Source organism: Roseomonas sp. AR75, from assembly GCF_005222815.1.
GTDB lineage: Bacteria > Pseudomonadota > Alphaproteobacteria > Acetobacterales > Acetobacteraceae > Falsiroseomonas.
In genome coordinates this window covers 682,307-705,679 of record NZ_STGB01000005.1, presented here as the reverse complement: position 1 = coordinate 705,679, position 23,373 = coordinate 682,307, and the positions used below count along the sequence as shown (strand labels likewise).

Here is a 23,373-nt window from a genome sequence, read left to right as displayed (position 1 = left end):
GCCCGTCTCACCGCAGGCGCGCCATCACCCCCGCCGCACCTCGTAGTTGCCGGCGCGGAGCGCGGCGATGATGGCGTTGCCCTGGGCGGCGTCGCGCACCTCCACCATCAGGTGCAGCTCGGTGCTCTGCACCGTCGGCGCGCCGAACAGTTGCTGGTGCTGCACCTCGATCACGTTGCCGCCGAGATCGGAGATGCGCTTGGCGATGTCGGCCAGCATGCCCGGCCGGTCGGGGATGTCGAAATGCAGGCGCAGCAGCCGCCCGTCGCGCAGCAGCTGGCGCAGCAGCACGTTGGACAGCGCACGCGCATCGATGTTGCCGCCGCAGACGGGGATGCCGACCGCCTTGCCGGCGAAGCGCTCGGGGAAGGCGAGCACGGCGGCAAGGCCGGCGGCGCCGGCGCCTTCCGCCACCACCTTCGCACCCTCCGCCAGCAGCGCGATCGCTTCCTCCACCGCGCGCTCCGGCACGACCAGCACCTCGAGCCCGAGGCGCTTGATCAGCGCGAAGGGCAGCTCGCCGACGTCGCGCACGGCGATGCCTTCGGCCACCGTCGGCCCGCCGACCTGCACCGGCTTGCCGGCCAGGCGCTGCGCCATGGCGGAATAGGCCTCGACCTCCACGCCGAACACGGTCGCGCCGGGCTTCATCTCATGCGCCGCCGTCGCGCATCCCGCCAGCAGGCCGCCACCGCCGACCGGCACGGCGAGCCTGTCGATCTCCGGCGCATCCTCCAGCATCTCGAGCGCGGCGGTGCCCTGGCCGGCGATCACGCCGGGATCGTCATAGGGATGGATGAAGAACAGCCCCTCGCGCAGCGAGAGATCGAGCGCATGGGCCGCGGCCTCGGCGAGCGTCTCCCCGTGCAGCACGACGCGGGCGCCCCAGCCTTCGGTGCGCGTGACCTTCGTGGCCGGCGTGTATCGCGGCATGACGATGGTGGCGCGGATGCCGGCGAGCGAGGCATGGCGCGCGACGGCCTGTGCGTGGTTGCCAGCGGACATCGCGATGACACCCGCCTCCCGCTCGCGCGCCGAGAGCAGCGCGATCCGGTTCGCCGCGCCGCGTTCCTTGAAGGCGCCGGTGGCCTGCAGATTGTCGAGCTTGAGGAAGACCGAGGCGCCGGTGACGCGGGAGAGCGTTTCGCAGCGGATGGTCGGCGTGCGCAGCACCGCGCCCTGGATGCGCGCCGCGGCGGCGCGGATATCAGCGAGGGTGACATGCGCCGCCGGCGGCGCGTCGAGTGCAGCGGCGTCGCCGCGCATCGGGGACATGGCGACCTAGCCGAACCGTACGCCCGCGATTTCGTAAACCTTGGAACCACCCGGCGCCGGCACTTCCACGCTGTCGCCGACCTTCTTGCCCATCAGCGCCTTCGCCAGCGGCGAGGACAGCGAGATGGTGCCAGCCTTCATGTCCGCCTCGTACTGGCCGACGATCCGGTAGGTCTTCTCGTCCTCCGTCTCCTCGTCCACCACGGTGACATGCGCGCCGAAGCGCACCTGGTCGCCCGACAGCTTGGAGGTGTCGATCACCTCGACCGAGGGGATGATGCTCTCGAGCTCGGTGATGCGGCCCTCGATGAAGGACTGGCGCTCGCGCGCCGCGTGATACTCCGCGTTCTCCGAGAGGTCGCCATGCGCGCGCGCCTCGGCGATGGCACGAATGACCGCCGGCCGCTCCTCGGCCTTGAGCACACGGAGCTCCTCCTGGAGGCGATTGAGGCCCTCCGCGGTCATCGGGAACTTCTGCACGTCACGTCCTTCCTTCAGACGACCACCGGGCCGACCCCAACAGGCTCGATCCGGCTTGGCAAGAAAGCAGAGAGGGCGGCGGAGGGGGGGTACCCTTCCGCCGCCCGCTCAGAATGATCGCCCAAAATAGGCCTGAAGGGGTGCCACATCAAGGGTTCCGCCCTTCAGCGCCGCGATGGCATGCACCGCCGCCCGGGCGCCGGACATCGTCGTGTAGTGCGGAACGCCATGCGTCAGGGCGCTGCGGCGAATGTCGAAACTGTCGGACACCGATTGCCCCCCGCTGGTGGTGTTGATCACGAGTTGGATGGCGTCGGACTTGATGGCGTCCACGCAGTGCGGCCGGCCTTCCAGCACCTTGTTGACCACCGCGGCCTCGATGCCGGCCTCCTTCAGCCGGGCCGCCGTGCCGCGGGTGGCGCTGACCCGGAAACCCATCTCCAGCAGCCGCCGCGCCAGCGTCACCGCCGCGCCCTTGTCGGAATCCTTGACCGAGATGAAGGCCGTGCCGGCTTCCGGCAGCTTTACGCCGGCGCCGAGCTGGGACTTCAGGAAGGCCCGCTCGAAGCTGCTGTCGAGGCCCATCACCTCGCCGGTGGACTTCATCTCCGGCCCCAGCAACACGTCCACGCCAGGGAAGCGGTTGAAGGGGAACACCGCCTCCTTCACCGCGACATGCGGGGAGATCGCGGCATCGTCCAGGTCGAACTCGCGGAGCGACGCGCCGGCCATCACCCGCGCGCCGATCTTCGCCACAGGCACGCCGGTCGCCTTGGCGACGAAGGGCACGGTGCGGGACGCCCGGGGGTTGACCTCCAGCACGTACACCTCGCCGTCCTTCACGGCGTATTGCACGTTCATCAAACCTTTGACCTTCAGCGCCTTGGCCATCGCCTCGGTCTCGGCCTTCAACTCCGTCACCAGCGCAGGCGCGAGCGAATAGGGCGGCAGGGAGCAGGCGCTGTCGCCGGAATGGATGCCGGCTTCCTCGATATGCTCCATCACGCCGGCGACATAGACCTCGCCGGCCTCGTCGGCGATGCAGTCCACATCCACCTCGATGGCGTCCACCAGATACTTGTCGACAAGGATCGGGTTCTCGCCGGAGACCTGCACGGCGACGGCGCCGAAACGACGAAGCTGCTCGCGGTTGTGGCAGATCTCCATCGCGCGTCCGCCGAGCACATAGGAAGGCCGCACCACCACGGGATAGCCGATGCGCTCCGCGACGCGCTCCGCCTCGTCCAGGTCGCGCGCGGTGCCGTTCGCCGGCTGCTTCAGGCCGAGCCCCTTCAGAAGCTGCTGGAAGCGCTCGCGATCCTCTGCGATGTCGATGCTGTCGCTCGACGTGCCGAGGATCGGGATGCCCGCCTTGTGCAGCGCCTGGGAGAGCTTGAGCGGCGTCTGCCCGCCATACTGCACGATGCAGCCGAGCACCTCGCCGTTCTCCTGCTCCTTGCGGACCAGCGCGATCACGTCCTCCGCGGTCAGCGGCTCGAAATACAGGCGGTCGGAGGTGTCGTAGTCGGTGCTCACCGTCTCCGGGTTGCAGTTGACCATGATGGTCTCGAAGCCGGCCTCGCGCAGCGCATAGGCGGCGTGGACGCAGCAATAGTCGAACTCGATGCCCTGCCCGATCCGGTTCGGCCCGCCGCCCAGGATGATTATCTTGTTCCGGTCGGTCGGACGTGATTCGCAGACGGGCGTGCCGAAGCCGCCCTCATAGGTCGAGTACATGTAGGGCGTGTCGGAGGCGAACTCGGCGGCGCAGGTGTCGATGCGCTTGAACACTGGCGTGACGCCCAGCGCCTGCCGCGCCGCGGCGACCTTCGCTTCCGTCGTCAGTGCCAGCTTCGCCAGGCGACGGTCGGAGAAGCCCAGCGCCTTCAGCGCGCGGAAGGCATTCGCGGTCTTCGGCAGGCCGTGCACGATGACATGCCGCTCCGCCTCCACGATGCGCTCGATCTCGCGGATGAACCACGGGTCGAATTTCGACGCCGCGTGGATCTCCTCGACGCTCATGCGCGCGCGCAGCGCCTCCGCCACCACCAGCGCGCGATCCGGCGTCGGCGTCGCCAGCGCGGTGCGCAGCGTGGTGTGGTCGGTGATGTCGAGGTCATCGAGGCCCGAGAGGCCCGTCTCCAGCCCGCGCAGCCCCTTCTGCAACGCCTCCGCGAAGCTGCGGCCGATCGCCATGGTCTCGCCGACCGACTTCATGCTGGTCGTCAGCGTCGCCGGCGTGCCTGGGAATTTTTCGAACGTAAACCGGGGAATCTTGACGACGACGTAGTCGATGGTCGGCTCGAAGCTCGCGGGCGTGACCTTGGTGATGTCGTTGGCGAGTTCATCCAGCGTGTAGCCCACTGCCAGCTTCGCCGCGACCTTGGCGATCGGGAATCCGGTCGCCTTCGACGCCAGCGCGGAGGACCGCGACACGCGCGGGTTCATCTCGATGATGACCATGCGGCCATCGGCGGGGTTGATGCCGAACTGCACGTTCGACCCGCCGGTGTCCACGCCGATCTCGCGCAGGCAGGCGATGGAGGCATCGCGCATGCGCTGGTATTCCTTGTCGGTCAGCGTCAGCGCCGGCGCGATGGTGACGGAATCGCCGGTGTGCACGCCCATCGGATCGAGGTTCTCGATGGAGCAGATGATGATGCAGTTGTCCGCCTTGTCGCGGACCACCTCCATCTCGAACTCCTTCCAGCCGAGGACGGATTCCTCCACCAGCACTTCCGTGGTCATCGAGGCTGCGAGGCCCGCCGAGACGATCTGCTCGAACTCCTCGCGGTTGTAGGCGATGCCGCCGCCGGTGCCGCCCAGCGTGAAGGAGGGCCGGATCACGCAGGGCAGGCCGACCTGCTCCAGCGCCGCATGCGCTTCCACCATGGAATGCGCGATGGCGCTGCGCGGACTCTCGATGCCGATCTTCGACATGGCGTCGCGGAACTTCAGCCGGTCCTCCGCCTTGTCGATCACCTCCGCCTTCGCGCCGATCAGCTCGCAGCCGTATTTCGCGAGCACGCCCGCTTCCGCCAGCTTCAGCGCGGTGTTCAGCGCGGTCTGGCCGCCCATCGTCGGCAGCAGCGCATCCGGCCGCTCCTTGGCGATGATCTTCTCGACCATCTCCGGCGTGATCGGCTCGATATAGGTCGCATCGGCCAGCCCGGGGTCCGTCATGATCGTGGCGGGGTTCGAGTTCACCAGGATCACGCGATAGCCCTCGGCGCGCAGCGCCTTGCAGGCCTGCGCGCCGGAATAGTCGAATTCGCAGGCCTGGCCGATGACGATCGGGCCGGCGCCGATGATGAGGATGGAGGTGATGTCGGTGCGCTTCGGCATCTCGGGTCAGCCCTTCGGCAAGGTCTTGGTCGGGGAGGAAGGCGGTGCGGAAAGGCTCACGATCCGCGCTCCTGCCGCCGCGCCGTCCACAGCAGCACCGGCAGCCACAGCAGATGCGGCACCAGCCAGAACAGGGTCAGCGGCAGCCAGCGTTCGGAATCCGCCAGCATGAAGGGCGTCGCGCCATGCACGACCGCGGAGATGCCGAAGGCCGTCCAGGCCGCGCGCATCGGCGGGTAGAGCTTGCGCAGCGCCTGCGCCAGCATGAACAGCACCAGGCCGGAATAGCCGAGTGCGAAGAGGCCGAGGACAGGCAGGTTCATTCGCGCATCGCATCCACGATCAGCGCCGCGGCCACCATGGCCATTGCCACGCCGACGGCGCGCTGCTGCACCGCCGCAAGTTCCGGCCGGCGCCGCAGCAGCCCCGCGAAGCGCTCCGCCCCCAGCACGATGACCGCGTCGCAGAGCGTGTTGAGCGCGACATAATACACGCCGAGCACCAGGCCCTGCGTCACCGGCGATCCCTTCGCCGGATCGATGAAATGCGGCAGCCCCGCGATGAAGAACGCAGCGACCTTCGGGTTGAGCGCGGAGGTCGCGAAGCCCAGCCCGAACAGCCGCGCCGGCGTGTCATGCGGCATCGCCGGGTCGTGCCGGAACAGCGTGTGTCCGCCGCCCGGCTTCAGGTAGCCCCAGGCCAGCCAAAGCAGCCCCGTCGCGCCGATCAGGCGCACCGCCTCCCACAGATGCGGCATCGCCGTCAGGATGCTGGCCAGGCCCAGCACCGACAGCAGCATCACCAGGAACAGCCCCGCATTGGTGCCGGCCAGCGAGATAAAGCCGGCATCGTGCCCCTGCGCCATGCTGCGCGACATCAGATAGGCCATGTTCGCGCCCGGCGTCGCCGCCAGCGCGAGGCCGATGCCCGTCAGCACGACGAAGGTGTGCCACTCCGGCATGTCAGCCCCGACCGCTCTCAGTGGCGAGCTTCACGGCGAGCAGCCCGAGCGCCGCACCCAGCACCCAACGCTGCACCGCCATCCAAATCGGCTTGGTGGACAGGAAGCGTGCCGTGCCCGCCGCGCCGAACACCAGCACCGCATCCCAGGCGGCGCAGATCGCGATCTGCAGCGCGCCGAGCACCGCCGCCTGCAGGAACAGGCTGCCGCGATCGGGATCGAGGAAGGGCGGCAGCACCGCCATGTAGAACAGCGCGACCTTCGGGTTCAGCGCCGCGGTGGCGAAGCCCACGCCGAACAGCCGCGCCGCCGGTTCCTGCGGCAGCCGGCGCGGCGCGAAGATCGGCTGCCCGCCCGGCCGCACGCATTGCCAGGCGAGATACAGCAGGTAGATCGCGCCGCCGATGCGCAGCACGTCCCAGGCATAGGGGATGGCCAGCAGCGCCGCGGTGATGCCGGCCGCCGCGCAGAGCATGATGAACAGCGACCCCGCCTGGCAGCCGACGAGGGAAATCATCCCCGCGCCCACGCCCTGCGCGAGGGAACGCGAGACGAGGTACAGCATGTTCGGCCCCGGCGTGACCGCCAGGCCGAGCGACAGCGCGGCGAAGACCAGCAGCGTGTCCGTCGCCGGCATGGCTCAGCCGATGATCGAGAAGCCGCCATCCACCGGGATGGCCGTGCCGGTGACGAAGGCGGCGGCGTCGGAGGCGAGGAAGGCCGCGATGCCCGCGAGATCCTGCGGCACGCCCCAGCGCTTCATCGGCGTGCGCCCGAGCACGCTGTCATGCAGCGTCGGAACCTCGCTGCGGCCGCGCCGCGTCAGGTCGGTGTCGATCCAGCCGGGCAGCACGGCATTGGCGGTGATGCCCTCGGTCGCCCAGGCGGTGGCGAGGCTGCGGGTGTACTGCACGATCGCGCCCTTGCTCGCGCCATAGGCGGGCGAGAAGGGCACGCCGAACAGCGACAGGATCGAGCCGACATTGATCACGCGGCCATGCCCGGACGCCTTCAGCGCGGGATAGGCGGCGCGCGTCAGCCGCATCGCGCTGGTCAGGTTGGTGTCGAGGACGGTGGCCCAGTCCTCGTCGGTGATCAGCTCCGGCCGCTTGCGGATGTTCATCCCGGCATTGTTGACGAGGATGCCGAGCCGCCCCGCCTGCGCCAGCACCTCGGCCACCAGCCTCGCCGGCGCATCCGGGTCGCGCAGGTCGGCGGCCAGCGCGAAGGCCTCGCCGCCGAGTTCCGCGACGGCCGCATCGTTCTTCGCCGCGTCGCGCCCGGTGACGACGACGCGCGCGCCGCAGGATGCGAGCCCCTTCGCCATGCCGAGCCCGATGCCGCCATTGCCGCCGGTGACGAGCGCGACGCGGCCTGAGAGGTCGAACAGCGCCATCTCAGCGCGCCTGCCGCTGCTCGATCAGCCCGACGAAACGATGGAACAGGTAATGGCTGTCGCTGGGCCCCGGCGAGGCTTCCGGATGGTACTGCACAGAAAACGCCGGATGCTTCGTGCTGGCGATGCCCTCGTTCGTGCCGTCGAACAGGCTGCGATGCGTCACCTCCACGCCCTCCGGCAGCGTCGCCTCGTCCACCGCGAAGCCGTGGTTCTGGCTGGTGATCTCCACCTTGCCCGTCCGCAAATCCTTCACCGGCTGGTTGCCGCCGCGATGGCCGCGGTCGAGCTTGTAGGTGCGCGCACCCAGCGCCAACGCCAGCAACTGGTGACCCAGGCAGATGCCGAAGGTCGGCACGCCCGCCGCCAGCACGCCCCGGATCGCGGGCACCGCGTATTCCCCCGTCGCCGCCGGATCGCCGGGCCCATTCGAGAGAAAAACGCCATCCGGCTTATGCGCCAGAATCTCCTCCGTGGTGGCGGTCGCCGGCACCACCGTCACGGCGCAGCCGGCCGAGGCCAGGCAGCGCAGGATGTTGCGCTTCGCGCCGTAATCCACCGCCACCACCTTGAAGCGCGGAGACGCCTGCGTGCCGTAGCCCTGGCCGATCTCCCAGGTGGTCTCGTCCCAGGCATAGGTCTGGCGGGTGGAGACCACCTTCGCCAAATCCATCCCCTCCAGCCCCGGCCAGTCCCGCGCCTGCGCCACCAGGCCAGGGATGTCGAATCGCCCATCGACGGGGAAGGCCAGCACGCCATTGGGGGCGCCGCCGTCGCGGATGCGGGCGGTCAGCGCGCGGGTGTCCACGCCGGCGATCCCCGGCACGCCATGCGACTTCAGCCAGTCGTCCAGGTGCCGAGTCGCCCGCCAGTTGGAAGGCTCGGTCACGTCCTGCTTGACGATCAGGCCTCGCGCGACGGGCGTGACCGCCTCGATATCCTCGGGATTGGCGCCGACATTGCCGATATGGGGGAAGGTGAAGCAGATGGTCTGGCCGGCGTAGGAGGGGTCGGTCAGCACCTCCTGGTAGCCGGTCATCGAGGTGTTGAAGCAGATCTCGGCGACGCTCGTGCCATGCGCGCCGAAGCCGCGGCCCCAGAAGACGGACCCGTCTGCCAGCACCAGCGCGGCTGTCGCGCCCTCAGGGATGGCTGTGTCGGCATCGGTCGTATCGGTCACGGCGGTCTCCGCGGGGCTCTTGCGGGGCAGGTCATCGAGGGCGAGGCCGGTGGCGGCAATCACCGCCGGCCAGTGCTTGGCCGGTATGGCACGCGCCTGGCGCCACTTGCGCAGGGCTTCGGTGCCGATGCCCAGGCGGGTCGCGGTGGTCTCCGGGCCGCCCAGCAGGGCGACGATGTCCTCGACGGTGCGCATGGCCTCGATATGTGGGAAGTTTTTTCCCATGTCCAGCAGGAGGGCCGATTGGGAAGAAAATTCCCGAGTTGGAAGGGCCGTGCGGCCCCCACCCCGGCCCTCCCCCGTGAACGGGGGAGGGAGTAGAGGGCAGGCATAGGAGAGACAGACATGGCCGACGACCTGCGCACGCGCTTCAATGCCGCCCTGAAGGAGTCGATGCTGGCCAAGGACGCCGCGAAGACCTCCACCATGCGGATGATCCTGGCCAAGCTGAAGGATGTGGACATCGCCGCCCGTCCCTCCGGCGTGGACAAGGTGCCGGAGGAGCAGATCGTCGCCATGCTCCGCTCCATGCAGAAATCCCGCCGCGAGAGCGTGGATCTCTACCGCCAGGGCGGCCGCGAGGAGCTGGCCGCGAAGGAGGAAGCCGAGATCGCCGTGATCGAGGGTTTCCTGCCGCAGCAGATGGACGAGGCTGCCATCGCCGCCGCGGTGGACGCGGCGATCGCGGAGACCGGCGCCACCAGCGTGAAGGACATGGGCAAGGTCATGGGCGTGCTGCGCAAGCATGGCGGCGCGCTGGACATGGCGAAGGCCAATCCGCTGGTGAAGGCGAAGCTCGGCGGGTAGGATCGGGCGCCATGGATCGGCCCGCCATCCATTCCGCCAAGGACGACCCGCTGCCCCATTGGGTGCCGCGGCGCCGCATCGACGTGCACGAATACCTGCGCATGGGCGAGGCCGGCATCCTGCGCCGGGAGGACAAGGTCGAGCTGATCGACGGGGAGCTGATCGCGATGTCGCCCGCGGGCGTCCCCCATATCAACAGCATCAACGCCTTGAACCGCATGATCGTGCTCGGCGCGGGGGACCGCGCGCTCGTCTCCGTGCAGAACCCGCTGCGGCTCAGCGACTACACCGAGCCGGAACCCGACATCGCGGTGATCCGGCCATCCTCGCCCAACTACAAGACCACGCCGCCCCAGGCGGAGGACGTATTCCTGCTGATCGAGGTGGCGGGATCCTCCCTGCGCTACGACGTCGGCGTGAAGGCCGGCCTCTACGCGCGCCACGGCATCCCCGAATACTGGGTCGTGGATCTGGAGGCGCGCGTCGTGCTGGTGCATCGCGAGCCGACGCAACTCGGCTACGCCAGGGCGTGCGAGGCGAAGCCGGGCGAGATGCTGGAACCCGCCCTGCTCCCCGGCCTGCGCCTGGCCGTCGCCGACATCCTCGCCTGACATGCGGGGCTGAGGGGCCGCGCCCATGGCCCTGCCGCCGCAATTCCTGGACGAGCTCCGGCTCCGCACCCCGCTCGCGCCGCTGATCGGGCGGAAGACGCGGCTGGCGCGCTCCGGCCGCAACTGGAAGGGCTGCTGCCCCTTCCATGGCGAGAAGACGCCCTCCTTCTACGTCTATGACGATCACTTCCACTGCTTCGGCTGCGGCGCGCATGGCGACGCCATCACCTTCGTCATGCGCGCCGAGGGTGCCAGCTTCCCCGAAGCCATCGAGCGCCTGGCCGCCGAGGCCGGGCTCGATGTGCCGAAGCCCACGCCGGAGGCGGCGGCGCGGGAAAAGCGCGCGCGCGACCTGCACGGCGTCATGGAGGCCGCCGAAGCCGCCTTCCGCCGCCGCCTGCGCCTGCCCGAGGGCGCCGAAGGACTTGCCTATCTCAAGCGCCGTGGCCTGACGGAGGAAACGCTCGAGAAATTCGGCCTGGGCTGGTCCGGCGCCGGGCGCGGCACGCTGATCGCGGACCTGAAGGGCGAGGGCATCACGCCCGAACAACTTCTCGAAGCCGGCCTGCTGCGGGAGCGGGAGGACGGGCCGCCGACCGAACTCTTCTTCAACCGTGTGATGTTCCCGATCCGTGACCGGCGCGGTCGCATCATCAGCTTCGGCGGCCGCATCCTCGGCGACGGCGTGCCGAAATACGTCAATGGGCCGGAGACGCCGCTCTTCCAGAAGCGCCGCAGCCTCTACGGCCTCGATCTCGCCCGCGAAGGCGCCTTCCGCGGCGGCATCGTGGTGGCGGTCGAGGGCTACATGGACGTCATCGCGCTGCACCAGGCCGGCTTCGCCGCCGCCGTCGCGCCGCTCGGCACCGCGCTGACCGAGGAGCAGATGGAGGAACTCTGGCGCCTGACGCCCGAGCCCGTGCTCTGCTTCGACGGCGACGCCGCCGGCGCCCGTGCCGCGGCGCGGGCGGCGGAGGCGGCGCTGCCGCTGCTGAGCACCGAGCGCAGCTTGCGATTTGCGTTGCTGCCAACTGGCGAAGACCCTGACTCGTTGATCGGACGCAGCGGCCGTGCAGGGTTTGAAAGGATCCTTTCCGCAGCGGAGCCGTTCGATACGGCGATCTTCCGCTTTCTGCGTGACGCGATAAGCGACGATTCCACCTTTGGACGAGCCAAGCTTCTGAAGCTGATCGACGATAGCTGCGGTAAAATCACCGATGCCGCCACCAGGAGCGAGATCCGCGCTGAATTGAGACGCAAATTTTTTGATGTCTATCGGACAAAGGGGCGGCCAAAAAAAGCCTATTATAGTGTCAGACCACTCCTCAACGAGAACAGCGCGCGATATTTTAGGAGCGCCGTATTGCTGAGACTGGTTGTCGATCACCCGGAAATTCTGAACGAATACGAAGAAGAATTCGCTAATCTAGACATGCTGGAAGACCATTCGATCATAAGGGGAGTTGTTCAGGATTGGTGGGCTGTCCACAATAATCCGAACGCATTAGACCTGATGGAAGCAATTAAGGGTCGTGAAAGCGACAAGCTTGTTGAGGTTCTCCGCTATGAGTATCAGCGGTATCCGGGTTTAGATAAAAAATACGGGAGAGATTTGGCGACGCCGCATGAAATTTGGAAGCATATGTGTGAATTAAATTCTGTTGGTGCTATCCAAGAGATGATTAGGGAGAAGGTCATCCAATTCGGTAAAGAGCGTGACCCAGAGCGTGCTGCGCGTATACAGGCGCTTATTGTGAGTTTGCGGCAGGCGATCCACGATGCTCATGAATACTAGGCGATGCCAGGATTCTTATTACAAACCGCCATATTCTTGCCGAGTCGAAGGCCCGCTCGCGCAATGCCGCGCGGGCGCTCTCGCATGGCTTGCCGAGGGCCACGTTCTTGACTCGGCGGGGTTGATGGACCACCTCGCGGGGATTGGACTCGGGGAATTCAGCGCGCGGCTGCTGCGCGACGCCGGGCTTCCCGCGGCGGCACGGGTGGACGCCCAGCCGGGGGAGGCCCTGGACGCCTGGTGGCATTTCTTCGGCCTCCTGCGCGGAGAGGCGGAGCTGCGGGCCGACCAGGCGGCCGCAAGGCAGGCCCTGGCGGAAACCAACGATGCCGCGGCGCAGCGCCGGCTGATCGGACTCACCCAGGCGCTCGAAGCGCTGCGGCGGGGCGAATGGAACGAAGGGGGCGGGCCCGAGGCGACCGAAGCGTCGCCGATGGGTGCAAGCACCACCCCATAGGGTAGAGGGGCTTCGCATCGCCGTCACGGCGGTGCCCCCCGCGGTTTCGACGGAGCAGGTCAGGCATGGCAACCAAGGTCGCGAGCGGCACCGAGACGGTCGAAGGTCGGGACGAGGCGGTGGAGGGCGTGCTGCTCGACATCCAGTCGGCCGCCGTCAAGAAGCTGGTCGCCCGTGGCAAGGAGCGCGGCTACGTCACCTATGACGAGCTGAACGCCGCCCTGCCCCAGGAAACGGTGTCCTCTGAGACGATCGAGGACACCATGGCGATGCTCTCCGACCTCGGCATCAACGTGGTCGAGAACGAGGAGACCGAGGACGGCGAGGTCGCGACGCCGAAGCCCGCCGCCGCCGAGAAGGAGGAGGAGGAGGAGGAATCCGGCGGCAACGTCGACGAGGAATCCCTCGGCCGCACCGACGACCCCGTCCGCATGTACCTTCGCGAAATGGGCAGCGTCGAGCTGCTCTCCCGCGAGGGCGAGATCGCCATCGCCAAGCGGATCGAGGCCGGCCGCGACATGATGATCGGCGGCCTCTGCGAGAGCCCGCTGACCTTCAAGGCCATCGTCGCGTGGCACGATGCGGTGAAGGAGGGGAAGATGCTCCTCCGCGACGTCATCGACCTCGAAGCCACCGCCAATGCCGACAACCCCGAGGTGGCGGCCGCGGCCGAGCCGCAGGAAGAGGAGGCCGAGGAGGGCGAGGAAGGCGAGGGCGGCCTCGGCCTCTCCCTCTCCGCCCTTGAGGAGAAGCTGAAGCCGGAGGCGCTGGCCGCCTTCGAGGCGATCGAGGCCGCCTATGGCAAGCTGCACAAGCTCTCCTCCAAGCGGATGGACGCCTACACCTCCGGCGGGGAGACCTCCGCGCGGTCCGAGAAGACCTATGAAAAGCAGCGCAGCGAGCTGGTGGCGCTGGTCCAGAAGGTGCAGCTCCACAACAACCGCATCGAGGAGCTGGTGGACCAGCTCAAGGGGCTGAACCGCCGCCTGACCGGCCATGAGGGCCAGATCCTGCGCATGGCCGAGGGCCACAAGGTGAAGCGGGAGGAGTTCATCGGCGCCTGGCGCGGCCATGAGCTCGATCCCGCCTGGTTCGACGGGCTGGCCAAGCAGAAGGGCAAGGCCTGGCAGAACTTCGTCGCCAAGGCGAAGGACGATGTCGAGGCGGTGCGGGCCGAGATCGCCCGGACCTCGGCCGAGACCGGGCTGCCTGTGGACGAGTTCAAGCGGGTCTATTCCACCGTCTCGCGCGGCGAGCGCGACATGACGCAGGCGAAGAAGGAGATGATCGAGGCGAATCTGCGCCTCGTGATCTCCATCGCCAAGAAATACACCAATCGCGGCCTGCAGTTCCTGGACCTGATCCAGGAAGGCAACATCGGCCTGATGAAGGCGGTCGATAAGTTCGAATACCGCCGTGGCTACAAGTTCTCGACCTACGCGACCTGGTGGATCCGGCAGGCCATCACGCGCTCCATCGCCGACCAGGCGCGGACCATCCGCATCCCCGTGCACATGATCGAGACGATCAACAAGCTGGTCCGCACCAGCCGCCAGATGCTGCACGAGATCGGTCGCGAGCCGACGCCGGAGGAATTGGCCGAAAAACTCGGCATGCCGCTGGAGAAAGTGCGGAAGGTGCTGAAGATCGCGAAGGAGCCGATCTCCCTCGAGACGCCGATCGGCGACGAGGAGGACAGCCATCTCGGCGACTTCATCGAGGACAAGAACGCGATCATCCCGCTCGATGCCGCGATCCAGTCCAACCTGCGCGAAGCCACCACGCGGGTGCTGTCGAGCCTCACGCCGCGCGAGGAGCGCGTGCTGCGCATGCGCTTCGGCATCGGCATGAACACCGACCACACGCTGGAAGAGGTCGGGCAGCAATTCAACGTCACGCGCGAGCGCATCCGCCAGATCGAGGCGAAGGCGCTGCGCAAGCTGAAGCATCCGAGCCGCTCGCGGAAGCTGCGGTCCTTCCTGGACAACTGAGATGTCCGCGGCGGTGCAGCGCGAGCCGGTCACGCGGATCGCGGTGGACGTGACCTTCCTGCGCATGGATGCGCCGCCTTCCGGCCTGGCGCCGCCGCTGGCGGCGGGCCTTGCGGTGGTCCGGCTGGCGCGCTGCTCCGTGCCGTTCTACCGGTACCTCTACGACACGGTCGGCCGCGACTGGGTGTGGTGGCTGCGCCGCACCGTGCCGGATGACGAGATCGCCGGGCTGCTCGCGCGGCCCGACATCTCCATCCATGTGCTCTACCAGGGCGGCGAGCCCGCCGGCTTCTACGAGCTGGAGCGCCGGGGCGGGGAGGCCGGAATCAACCTCTCCTATTTCGGCCTGATGCCGCATGCGATCGGCGCCGGCACCGGCCGCGCATTGCTGCGCCATGCCGTGGACACCGCCTGGGCCGAGAAGCCGCGCGCGCTGACGGTGAACACCTGCACCGCCGACCATCCGCGCGCCCTGCCGAACTACGTCGCCGCCGGATTCAAGGTGCTGCGCACGATCCGTGAGGTCTGGCCGGTTCCCAACCGCCTGGGGCTGCGCATCCCGGAACGCCTGCGCATCTGACCCGGCCTTTCCCCCGCCGCGCCAGCGGATAGACTGGTCCGAGGATTGGGGGCGGACCGGATGCGCAGCAAGGCCTGGATCATCGCGGGGCTGTTGCCACTCGCCGCCTGTGCGCCCGACTACGGCGCCGTGCGCGACTGGTCGCTCGAGGCGCGCGGCGCGCTGCTGCCCTCGCCGCTGGTCCGCGTGCCTCCGCCAGCGGCCGCCGCGCCGGCGCCGACCGCCACGGTGGCGGAGCAGGGCCGCGCCGGCGCCGTGCGCGCCCTGCAGGAAGGGGCCGCCGCCTGGCTCGCCGCCCTCGCCTATCTCGCCGACGACGGGAGGCTGAGCGCGCGGGAGAACCCGCTGGCTGAGCTGCCGCCACGCATTGCGCCCTTCGATGCCGAAGGCGCGGCGGGCGTGACGGGCATCGGCGACACCCTGGCCTACATGGCGCGGCGGAGCTGGCGGGCGCCGGAACTCGCCTATGCCGTGCTGCAGGGCGCGCCCGCCTTCGAGCAGGTGATGGCCGCGCTGTCCCGCCAATCCGACCTGCTGGCCGCCGAGCAGCCCGACCCGCGCCAGGCGCTCGACGCGCGCATGGCGACCCTGATCGCCGACTCTCGCCAGCCGGAAGCACGCACCGCGCTGGAGGAACTGCGTGTGACCCGCCAGGCCGAGCTGGACCGCCGCGCCGAGGTCGCCGCGGCACGTCGCGCCGCCATCGCCCGCGTCACGGAGGGCTACGCGCTGATCGTCGAGCGCGCGAAAAAGCTCTCGCAGGCGGAGACGGCGCGCCTGCTGCGCGTGCAACAGGAGGAACTGCGCCGGCTGGCGACGATCATCCTGGCGGGGTGAGGGCGGCCGGCTCCAGGCCGAGCGCGGCGAACGCCTCCCGGAACAGGTGCACCGGCTCCGCATAGGACGGCACCGCGCCCTTCGGCTCGCGCAGGCCGCGGTCCGGCCGGCGAATCAGCGCCCCGCCCTCGAACGATTCCACGCTCGGCTCGCCCACGGCAACGACCACGACGCGCAGCTTGCGCCCGAGCCGGGCGCGCACCTCCGCGACCAGCTCGCCCGGCGGGATACGCCCGTTCAGCGCCGCATTCCATTCGCCCGTACCCGTGGGGTCGGTCCGCCATCCGGCGGAAACGCCCCCGAGCAGCGCGAGCGGCGCATGCGCCGCGTCCACATCGGCCCGAAGGCGGGCGAAACGCTGCGTGTATTTCCGGTTGATCTCGGCGATCCGCTCCGCGTCGATGCGTGTCACCAACTGCTTTTCCCGCGGGAAATCGTGGTGGTGGAGGATGTTGAGCTTCCGGTTGTAGACCGAATTCTCGCCATTCTCCTTGGGCGGCGTGAGGACGAGATCCTCCGCGGCGACGGCAAAGGCGAAGCCCGGCTCGATCATGCGCAGCATCGAGCGGGCAGGGGTGATCCACCAGTCAAAGGGATAGGCGCGCGTGACGCTGAAATGCGCGCGCGTGTTCCAGGCCGTCTTGCAGTTCGGTCCCAGGCTGAAGACGAGATCGTGGCGCTGCACCGCCGGTGGCCTCCGTCGAAACGCACGCCAGGGCGTGATGGCAGAGCGCCGCGTAAACGAAAAGGGCCGGCGGGTTGCCCCGCCGGCCCGGTCTAGAGTTCAGGCAATGCGGCCGATCTAGTCGGCCGAGCCGCCGAACGGCGCCCGCCGCCAGTGCGGCGAGCCAAGGCCGCGGATGCGGCCGCCCGGCGCCTGAGGGCGCCAATCAATGCGCCAGCATCGCGAGCAGCAGCAGCGCCACGATGTTGGTGATCTTGATCATCGGGTTCACCGCCGGGCCCGCCGTATCCTTGTACGGGTCGCCGACCGTGTCGCCGGTCACCGCGGCCTTGTGGGCTTCGCTGCCCTTGCCGCCGAAATTGCCTTCCTCGATGTACTTCTTCGCGTTGTCCCAGGCGCCGCCGCCCGTGGTCATGGAGACCGCGACGAAGAAGCCCGTGACGATCACGCCGAGCAGCATCGCGCCGAGCGCCGAGAAGGCCGCCGCCTTGCCGCCGATCAGCAGGATCACCAGGAACACCACGATCGGGCTGAGCACCGGCAGCAGCGAGGGGATGATCATCTCCTTGATCGCCGCCTTGGTCAGCATGTCCACCGCGCGCCCGTAATCCGGCTTGTCGGTGCCCTGCATGATGCCCGGCTTCTCGCGGAACTGGCGCCGAACCTCCTCCACCACGGCGAAGGCCGCGCGGCCCACCGCCGTCATGGACATGCCGCCGAACAGGTAGGGCAGCAGGCCGCCGAACAGCAGGCCGACCACCACATAGGGGTCGGACAGGCTGAAGCTCAGCGCCCCGATTCCCGCGAAGAACGGATAGGTTTGCGGGTTGGCGATAAAGTAGTTCAGGTCCTGCGTGTAGGCCGCGAACAGCACCAGCGCGCCGAGGCCCGCCGAGCCGATCGCATAGCCCTTGGTCACCGCCTTGGTCGTGTTGCCCACCGCGTCCAGCGCGTCGGTGGAGACGCGCACTTCCTTCGGCAGGCCGGCCATCTCCGCGATGCCGCCGGCATTGTCCGTCACCGGGCCGAAGGCATCCAGCGCCACCACCATGCCGGCCAGCGCCAGCATCGTCGCGGTCGCGATGGCGATGCCGTAGAGACCCGCCAGGCCATAGGCGCAGAGCACGCCCGCGATGATGATCAGCGCCGGCAGGGCCGTGGATTCCATCGAGACCGCGAGGCCGCGGATCACGTTGGTGCCGTGGCCGGTCTGCGACGCCTCGGCGATCGACTTCACCGGGCGGAAATCGGTGCCGGTGTAGTATTCCGTCACGACGATGATCGCCGCGGTCACGGCCAGGCCGACCGCGCCGCAGAGGAACAGGCTGAAGGCGCCGAAGCTGGCGCCGCCGGCGGTGATCGTGCCGGTGCCGAACACGATGTAGGACAGCGGCAGCAGCACCGCGAGCGAGAGCGCGCCCGTCACGATGAAGCCGCGATACATCGCGCCCATGATCGAGTTGTTGGCCGGCAGCTTCACGAAATAGGTGCCAGCGATGGAGGTGACGACGCAGACCGCGCCGATCGCCAGCGGGAATAGCATCGCCGCCGTGCGGTACTCGTCGCCGAAGGAGATCGCGGCCAGCACCATGGTGGCGACCATGGTCACGGCGTAGGTCTCGAACAGGTCGGCCGCCATGCCCGCGCAGTCGCCCACGTTGTCGCCGACATTGTCCGCGATGGTGGCGGGGTTGCGGGGGTCGTCCTCGGGGATGCCGGCCTCGACCTTGCCCACCATGTCGCCGCCCACATCGGCGCCCTTGGTGAAGATGCCGCCGCCGAGACGGGCGAAGATGGAGATCAGCGAGGCGCCGAAGCCCAGCGCCACCAGCGCGTCGATCACCAGGCGGCTGTTCGGCGCCGCGCCGCCGATCGGCACCAGGATGAGGAAGTACACGGCCACGCCGAGCAGCGCGAGGCCCGCTACCAGCATGCCCGTGATGGCGCCCGACTTGAACGCCACGTCGAGGCCCTGCGCCAGTGACTGCGTCGCCGCCTGCGCGGTGCGGACATTGGCGCGCACCGAGACGTTCATGCCGATGAAACCGGCGGCCCCCGACAGCACCGCGCCGATCAGGAAGCCGATCGCCACCGCGAAGGCATGCCCGCCGAAGCCGAAGGCGATCAGGATCAGGAAGAACAGCACCACGCCGACGATGCCGATGGTGGTGTATTGCCGCTTCAGGTAGGCCGAGGCGCCTTCCTCGATCGCCTTGGCGATCTCCTGCATGCGGGCGGTGCCGGCGTCACGCCCCAGCACCTCCTTGGACGTCACCACGCCGTAGGCGATCGACAGCGCCCCCAGCAGGATGATCAACAACACGGACAACGTCATCAAGGTGGCGTACCCCCCTTCCTCTCCCCTGCGCAGGCCAAGCGGCCGGCCTTCGGGCGCGCGCATGCGCGCATGGCCGAGCCGGCCCGGCCTGCGAGCCGGCGGCAAATTGCGCGAAGCCCGCGGGGCTGGCAACGCCACCGCGGGCCGGAATCGTTAAAAATCCGCAGGCTTCCGACGGCTTCCGCCCGCCGGGCGGCTACCGGGCCTTCGCGGCCTCGCGATAGGCCGCCATGGAGCGCAGGATGATCTCCACCGCCTCGCCCGCGGTGCCCCAGCCCTTCACCTTGACCCACTTGTCGCTTTCCAGGTCCTTGTACGTGGCGAAGAAGTGCTCGATGGTCGCGCGGGTGATGTGCGGCAGCTCGTCGGCATCGGTGATGCCCGAGAACATCGGGTGGACCTTGTCGTGCGGCACGCAGATCAGCTTCTCGTCCGAGCCGGCCTCGTCCTCCATGTGCAGCACGCCGATCGGGCGGGAGCGCAGGACGCAGCCCGGCACCACCGGCGCCGGCGTCAGCACCAGCACGTCGGTCGGGTCGCCGTCATCGGCCAGCGTGCCCGGGATGAACCCATAGGCGGCGGGATAGGCCATCGGCGTGAACAGGAAGCGGTCCACCACCACCGCGCCGCTGTCCTTGTCGAGCTCGTATTTCACCTGGCTGCCCTGGGGGATCTCCACCACCACGTTGATGTCGTGGGGCGGCGCCTTGCCGGTCGGGACCTGCGCGAGATTCATCGGGGGAAGCCTTGCCGGGGTGGGGGAGGGGGCTGCGCGCGCGTAGCAGCCTTCCCCCTGCGGGGCAAATGGATGTGGGCGCGGGCGCCGAGGCTTGGCGGGGCGGCGCATGCTTGCCATGCTCCGCCCGCTTCACCGAACGGGAGAACGGACCCATGCGACGCAGCGCGATCCTCGCCGCGTTCACCGCCCTCGGCATCGCCGCCGCCGCCCCGGCTCTTGCCCAGGGCGGGCAGATGACGCTGCAGGCCTATGCCGGCATCTTCCGCGACAACTACACCGAGGTGGTGGTGAACCCCTTCACCGCGCGCTCCGGCACGCAGGTGCAGTATTTCGACGGCGGCACCAGCGCCCAGATGCTGGGCCGCCTGCGCGCGCAGAAGGCCGATCCGCAGACCGACGTGGTCATCATGGACGTCACCACCGCCGCCGTCGCCTGCGCCGAGGGCCTGGTCGAACGCATCGACGCCTCGACCCTGCCGGTGATCGGTCAGCTCGGCGAGATGGCGCGGGAGGCAGGCGGCGCCTGCGGCCCGGCCGTCACCTATGACCACCTGGTGATGGTCTACGACACCCGCGCGGTGCAGCCGGCGCCGACGCGCTGGGCGGCGATGTGGGACCCGGCGCAGCGCGGCCGCGTCGCCGTCTCCGCGCCGCCGAACATCCAGGGCCTGGCGCTGACCGCGATCCTGGCCAAGGCAGCCAGCGGCGACTGGCGCAACATCAACGCCGCCATGCCGCGCCTGCGCGAGCTGGCGCCGAACGTGCAGACCTTCACGCCGAATCCGGACGGCTACACGCTGATCCTGAACGACCAGGTGCGCTTCGCCACCGGCTGGAATGCGCGCGCGCAGCTCTACAGCGACCAGAGCCAGGGCCGCATCGGCGTGGTGCTGCCGGAGGAGGGCACCGCCTTCCAGATCAACACGATCAACGTCGTTGCCAATGCCAAGAACCGCGCCCAGGCGCTGGCCTTCGTCGCCCATGCGCTGTCGGCCGAGGCCCAGAAGGCCTTCACCGAGCGGATGTTCTACGGCCCTACCAACCCGAATGCGCAGGTCTCCCAGGCGGCGCTGAACCGCACCGCGCTCGCGCCGCAGTTCCGCGAGCGGATCGTCGGTGTGAACTGGGACGAGATGGTGCGGCTGCGCGAGAGCTGGAACCAGCGCTGGCGCCGCGAGGTCATCGCCGCCAGCGGCCGGTGACCCATCTCCGTCTGGAGGGCCTGACCCGGCGCTTCCCGGGCGCGGCCCATCCGGCGGTGGACGGCGTCTCGCTGCAACTGCCGAAGGGCGCGCTGCTGGCGCTGCTCGGCCCCTCCGGCTGCGGCAAGACGACGACGCTGCGCATGATCGCCGGGCTCGAGGTGCCGGATGGCGGCCGCGTGCTGGTCGCCGGCCAGGACGTCACCGCCCTGCCGCCGCATCGGCGCAACATGGGCGTGGTGTTCCAGTCCTACGCCCTGTTCCCGCACATGACCGCCGCGGCGAATGTCGCCTTCGGCCTGGAGATGCGCGGCATCGGCCGCGCCGAGCGGCGGGCGCGCGTGGACGAGGCGCTGGCGCTGGTCGGCCTGTCGGACCTCGCCTTGCGCAAGCCGCGACAGCTTTCGGGCGGGCAGCAGCAGCGCGTGGCCCTGGCGCGCGCGCTGGCGATCCGGCCCGACCTGCTGCTGCTGGACGAGCCGCTCTCCGCGCTCGACGCCAAGCTGCGTGAGGGCGTGCGGGACGAGATCCGCGCGCTGCAGCAGCGCGTCGGCGCCACCACGGTCTTCGTCACGCATGACCAGACGGAAGCGCTCGCCATGGCCGACCTGGTCGCGGTGATGAACGAGGGCCGGGTCGAACAGCTCGGCGCGCCGGAGGAGGTGTTCGAGCGTCCGGCGACCCGCTTCGTCGCCACCTTCGTCGGCCGCGCCGCGCGCCTGCCGGGCAAGGTGGAGGGGCCGGGGGTGGTGCGCTGCGGGGAGGTTGCGCTGCGCTTCTCTCCCTCCCCCGTTCACGGGGGAGGGCCGGGGTGGGGGGACGCCGCAGGCACGACCGTCGAACTCTTCATCCGCCCCCACCACATCCGCCCGCTCGTCGAAGGCCAACCGGCGGACAACGTGCTGGACGCGCAGGTGCTGCGCCGCACCTTCACCGGCGACGTCGTCGCGCTGGAATGCGCCACGCCCGCCGGCACGTTGCTGGCCGAGCTGCATGGCGGCACGCGAGGCGCCTCCGCCGCGGTCGGCAGCCGGCTCCGCCTCGGCTTCGCCGCGCAGGATGTGCGCGTGTTCCCCGCATGAACGCCGCGCTGCTGCTGCTGCCGGCGGTGCTGATCCTGGCCGCGGGCTTCCTCTATCCTGTCGCGCTGCTGGGACGCATCAGCCTCAACCGCACCAGCGACATCGGCGCGATGGAGCCCGATCTCACCCTCGCCACCTTCGAGAAGGTGGTGGGCGACGACTTCACCTGGGAACTCGCCTGGAACACCGCGACGCTCGCCGCAGGCAGCGCGCTGGCCGCGACGGCGCTCGCCTTGCCGGTCGTGCTGCTGATCCGGGCCGCGCCGCCGCGCTGGCGCGGGCTGCTGTCCCTGATGGCGATCGCGCCGCTTCTGGTCTCCGGCACCGCGCGCATCGTCGGCTGGCTTGCGATCCTCGGCGACCAGGGGCTGATCAACGCGGCGCTGGAAGGCCTCGGCCTGGCGACGGAGCCGCTGCGCCTGATCAACAACCTCACCGGCGTGCGCATCGGCCTGACGGAAAGCCTGATGCCCTATGCCTGCCTCGTGCTGATCGCCGGCCTGGGGCGCCTCGATCCGCGGCTCGAGGAAGCTGCCGCGACACTGGGTGCGACACGCACGAAGACCTTCCTGCGGGTGACGCTGCCGCTGGCCGCGCCGGCGCTGCTGGCGGCCTTCCTGCTGACCTTCGTGCTTGGCGTCTCCGCCTTCATCACGCCGCGGCTGATGGGCGGCGGGCGCGTCTTCGTCATCGCGACGGAGATCTTCGACCTGGCGCTGGAGACGGTGGACTGGCCTGCCGCGGCGGCGCTGGCGATGCTGCTGCTCGGCGCGCTGGCGGTGGCGCTGGTGCTGCGCACGGCGCTGACGCGGAGCGCGCGCGCATGAGGCCGGGCTGGGTGCTGCGGCTGCTCGCCTTCTGCGGCTATGCGCTGCTGCTGGCGCCGGTGATCGTCGTCGCCATCATCTCCTTCTCCGCCGGCGACTTCCTGACGTTCCCCCCGCCGGGCTTCTCGACACGGTGGTATGAGGCGCTGTTCGCCAACGGCCAGCTGATGGCGGCGCTGCAGCGCTCCGCGATCCTGGCGTCGGTGGTTGCCGTGATCGCGCTGCTGGCCGGCATGCCCGCCGCCTACGCGATCGCGCGCCTGCGCTTCCCGGGGCGCGACGCCATCGCCATGCTGATCGCGGCGCCGCTGCTGCTGCCGACGCTGGTGCTTGGCCTCGCGCTGCTGCTGGCCTTGCAGCCGCTGAAGCTGGCGGCGACCTGGCCCGGCCTCGTGCTGGCGCATTCCATGGTCGCGCTGCCCTTCGCGGTGCGCATCATGACCACCGCCTTCGGCGCCGTGCCGAAGGAAGTCGAGGAAGCAGCCTGGACGCTCGGCGCCACGCCGGCGCGCGCCGCGCTGCGCATCACCCTGCCGATCGCCGCACCGGGCGCGGCGGCCGCCGGGGCGCTGTGCTTCCTGGTCTCCTTCGACGAGACGGTGATCAGCCTGTTCCTCGTCGGCCCGCGGCTCTCCACGCTGCCGGTCGAGATGTTCCGCTATGTCGAGACTCGCACCGATCCGCTGGTCGCCGCCCTGGCGATGGCGCTGATCGGGGTGGCGCTCGCGGTCGTGCTGCTGGTGGAGCGGCTGGTCGGTTTCAACCGCGCGCTCGGAAGGGGATGA

22 protein-coding genes are annotated in these 23,373 nt (G+C 69.3%); 11 read left to right on the top strand and 11 right to left on the bottom strand.

The features are described 5' to 3' along the window. Positions 1-24: 24 nt before the first annotated feature. From E4T13_RS22780 to carA, 8 genes are all read right to left on the bottom strand, one after another. Complete coding sequence (locus tag E4T13_RS22780) at positions 25-1,275, bottom strand: threonine ammonia-lyase (protein ID WP_408906397.1); 1,251 nt, start codon at positions 1,273-1,275, stop codon at positions 25-27. 6 nt (positions 1,276-1,281) lie between these two features. Beyond that, on the bottom strand, positions 1,282-1,755 hold the full coding sequence (greA, locus tag E4T13_RS22775) for a transcription elongation factor GreA (protein WP_137180632.1): 474 nt from the start codon (positions 1,753-1,755) through the stop codon (positions 1,282-1,284). A 108-nt stretch (positions 1,756-1,863) separates the two neighbouring features. Continuing rightward, the gene (carB, locus tag E4T13_RS22770; RefSeq protein WP_137180631.1) at positions 1,864-5,100 is read right to left on the bottom strand and encodes a carbamoyl-phosphate synthase large subunit; all 3,237 of its coding nucleotides are present in this window, start codon (positions 5,098-5,100) and stop codon (positions 1,864-1,866) included. A gap of 56 nt (positions 5,101-5,156) precedes the next feature. Further along, entirely contained in the window at positions 5,157-5,423 is a 267-nt protein-coding gene (locus E4T13_RS22765; RefSeq protein ID WP_137180630.1) for a hypothetical protein, read from the bottom strand. Continuing rightward, positions 5,420-6,061, bottom strand: coding sequence for a LysE family translocator (locus E4T13_RS22760; protein ID WP_137180629.1), 642 nt, complete (start codon positions 6,059-6,061; stop codon positions 5,420-5,422). Before E4T13_RS22760 ends, E4T13_RS22765 begins: the two co-directional genes overlap by 4 nt. A gap of 1 nt (position 6,062) precedes the next feature. Beyond that, the gene (locus tag E4T13_RS22755) at positions 6,063-6,698 is read right to left on the bottom strand and encodes a LysE family translocator (RefSeq protein ID WP_137180628.1); all 636 of its coding nucleotides are present in this window, start codon (positions 6,696-6,698) and stop codon (positions 6,063-6,065) included. Between the two features lie 3 nt (positions 6,699-6,701). Beyond that, positions 6,702-7,457, bottom strand: coding sequence for an SDR family NAD(P)-dependent oxidoreductase (locus E4T13_RS22750; RefSeq protein WP_137180627.1), 756 nt, complete (start codon positions 7,455-7,457; stop codon positions 6,702-6,704). A gap of 1 nt (position 7,458) precedes the next feature. Then, positions 7,459-8,832 carry a glutamine-hydrolyzing carbamoyl-phosphate synthase small subunit gene (gene carA / locus E4T13_RS22745; protein WP_137180626.1) on the bottom strand — a complete coding sequence of 458 codons (1,374 nt, stop codon included), beginning with the start codon at positions 8,830-8,832 and terminating at the stop codon, positions 7,459-7,461. 150 nt (positions 8,833-8,982) lie between these two features. On the opposite strand from carA, the gene E4T13_RS22740 reads away from it, so the two are divergent. The 7 genes from E4T13_RS22740 (at position 8,983) to E4T13_RS22710 (ending at position 15,715) form a co-directional block, all read left to right on the top strand. Further along, positions 8,983-9,444 (top strand): GatB/YqeY domain-containing protein, encoded by a 462-nt coding sequence (locus E4T13_RS22740; protein WP_137180625.1) that lies wholly within the window; start codon positions 8,983-8,985, stop codon positions 9,442-9,444. 11 nt (positions 9,445-9,455) lie between these two features. Then, entirely contained in the window at positions 9,456-10,055 is a 600-nt protein-coding gene (locus E4T13_RS22735) for a Uma2 family endonuclease (RefSeq protein WP_137180624.1), read from the top strand. Positions 10,056-10,080: 25 nt separating this feature from the next. Then, positions 10,081-11,850 (top strand): DNA primase, encoded by a 1,770-nt coding sequence (gene dnaG, locus E4T13_RS22730; RefSeq protein ID WP_137180623.1) that lies wholly within the window; start codon positions 10,081-10,083, stop codon positions 11,848-11,850. Positions 11,851-11,974: 124 nt separating this feature from the next. Next, on the top strand, positions 11,975-12,307 hold the full coding sequence (locus E4T13_RS22725) for a hypothetical protein (protein ID WP_137180622.1): 333 nt from the start codon (positions 11,975-11,977) through the stop codon (positions 12,305-12,307). A 65-nt stretch (positions 12,308-12,372) separates the two neighbouring features. After that, entirely contained in the window at positions 12,373-14,298 is a 1,926-nt protein-coding gene (rpoD, locus tag E4T13_RS22720; protein ID WP_137180621.1) for an RNA polymerase sigma factor RpoD, read from the top strand. 1 nt (position 14,299) lies between these two features. Continuing rightward, positions 14,300-14,878 (top strand): GNAT family N-acetyltransferase, encoded by a 579-nt coding sequence (locus E4T13_RS22715; protein ID WP_137180620.1) that lies wholly within the window; start codon positions 14,300-14,302, stop codon positions 14,876-14,878. A 60-nt stretch (positions 14,879-14,938) separates the two neighbouring features. Continuing rightward, positions 14,939-15,715, top strand: coding sequence for a hypothetical protein (locus tag E4T13_RS22710; RefSeq protein WP_137180619.1), 777 nt, complete (start codon positions 14,939-14,941; stop codon positions 15,713-15,715). Here E4T13_RS22710 and E4T13_RS22705 read toward each other — a convergent pair. From E4T13_RS22705 to ppa, 3 genes are all read right to left on the bottom strand, one after another. After that, entirely contained in the window at positions 15,699-16,400 is a 702-nt protein-coding gene (locus E4T13_RS22705; protein WP_170985165.1) for a DUF1796 family putative cysteine peptidase, read from the bottom strand. The two genes, E4T13_RS22710 and E4T13_RS22705, sit on opposite strands and share 17 nt — an antisense overlap. Before the next feature lie 205 nt (positions 16,401-16,605). Beyond that, positions 16,606-18,735, bottom strand: a complete 2,130-nt coding sequence (locus E4T13_RS22700; protein ID WP_137180998.1) for a sodium-translocating pyrophosphatase — start codon at positions 18,733-18,735, stop codon at positions 16,606-16,608. A gap of 199 nt (positions 18,736-18,934) precedes the next feature. Then, positions 18,935-19,474 carry an inorganic diphosphatase gene (gene ppa / locus E4T13_RS22695; protein ID WP_137180617.1) on the bottom strand — a complete coding sequence of 180 codons (540 nt, stop codon included), beginning with the start codon at positions 19,472-19,474 and terminating at the stop codon, positions 18,935-18,937. Positions 19,475-19,629: 155 nt separating this feature from the next. On the opposite strand from ppa, the gene E4T13_RS22690 reads away from it, so the two are divergent. From E4T13_RS22690 to E4T13_RS22675, 4 genes are read left to right on the top strand one after another with little or no spacing between them, the layout of a single operon-like run. Further along, positions 19,630-20,679, top strand: coding sequence for an ABC transporter substrate-binding protein (locus E4T13_RS22690; protein WP_137180616.1), 1,050 nt, complete (start codon positions 19,630-19,632; stop codon positions 20,677-20,679). Next, positions 20,676-21,761: an ABC transporter ATP-binding protein gene (locus E4T13_RS22685; RefSeq protein ID WP_137180615.1), complete on the top strand. Its 1,086-nt coding sequence runs from the start codon at positions 20,676-20,678 to the stop codon at positions 21,759-21,761. Before E4T13_RS22690 ends, E4T13_RS22685 begins: the two co-directional genes overlap by 4 nt. Continuing rightward, entirely contained in the window at positions 21,758-22,588 is an 831-nt protein-coding gene (locus E4T13_RS22680) for an ABC transporter permease (RefSeq protein ID WP_137180614.1), read from the top strand. Before E4T13_RS22685 ends, E4T13_RS22680 begins: the two co-directional genes overlap by 4 nt. Then, positions 22,585-23,373, top strand: a complete 789-nt coding sequence (locus tag E4T13_RS22675) for an ABC transporter permease (protein WP_137180613.1) — start codon at positions 22,585-22,587, stop codon at positions 23,371-23,373. Before E4T13_RS22680 ends, E4T13_RS22675 begins: the two co-directional genes overlap by 4 nt.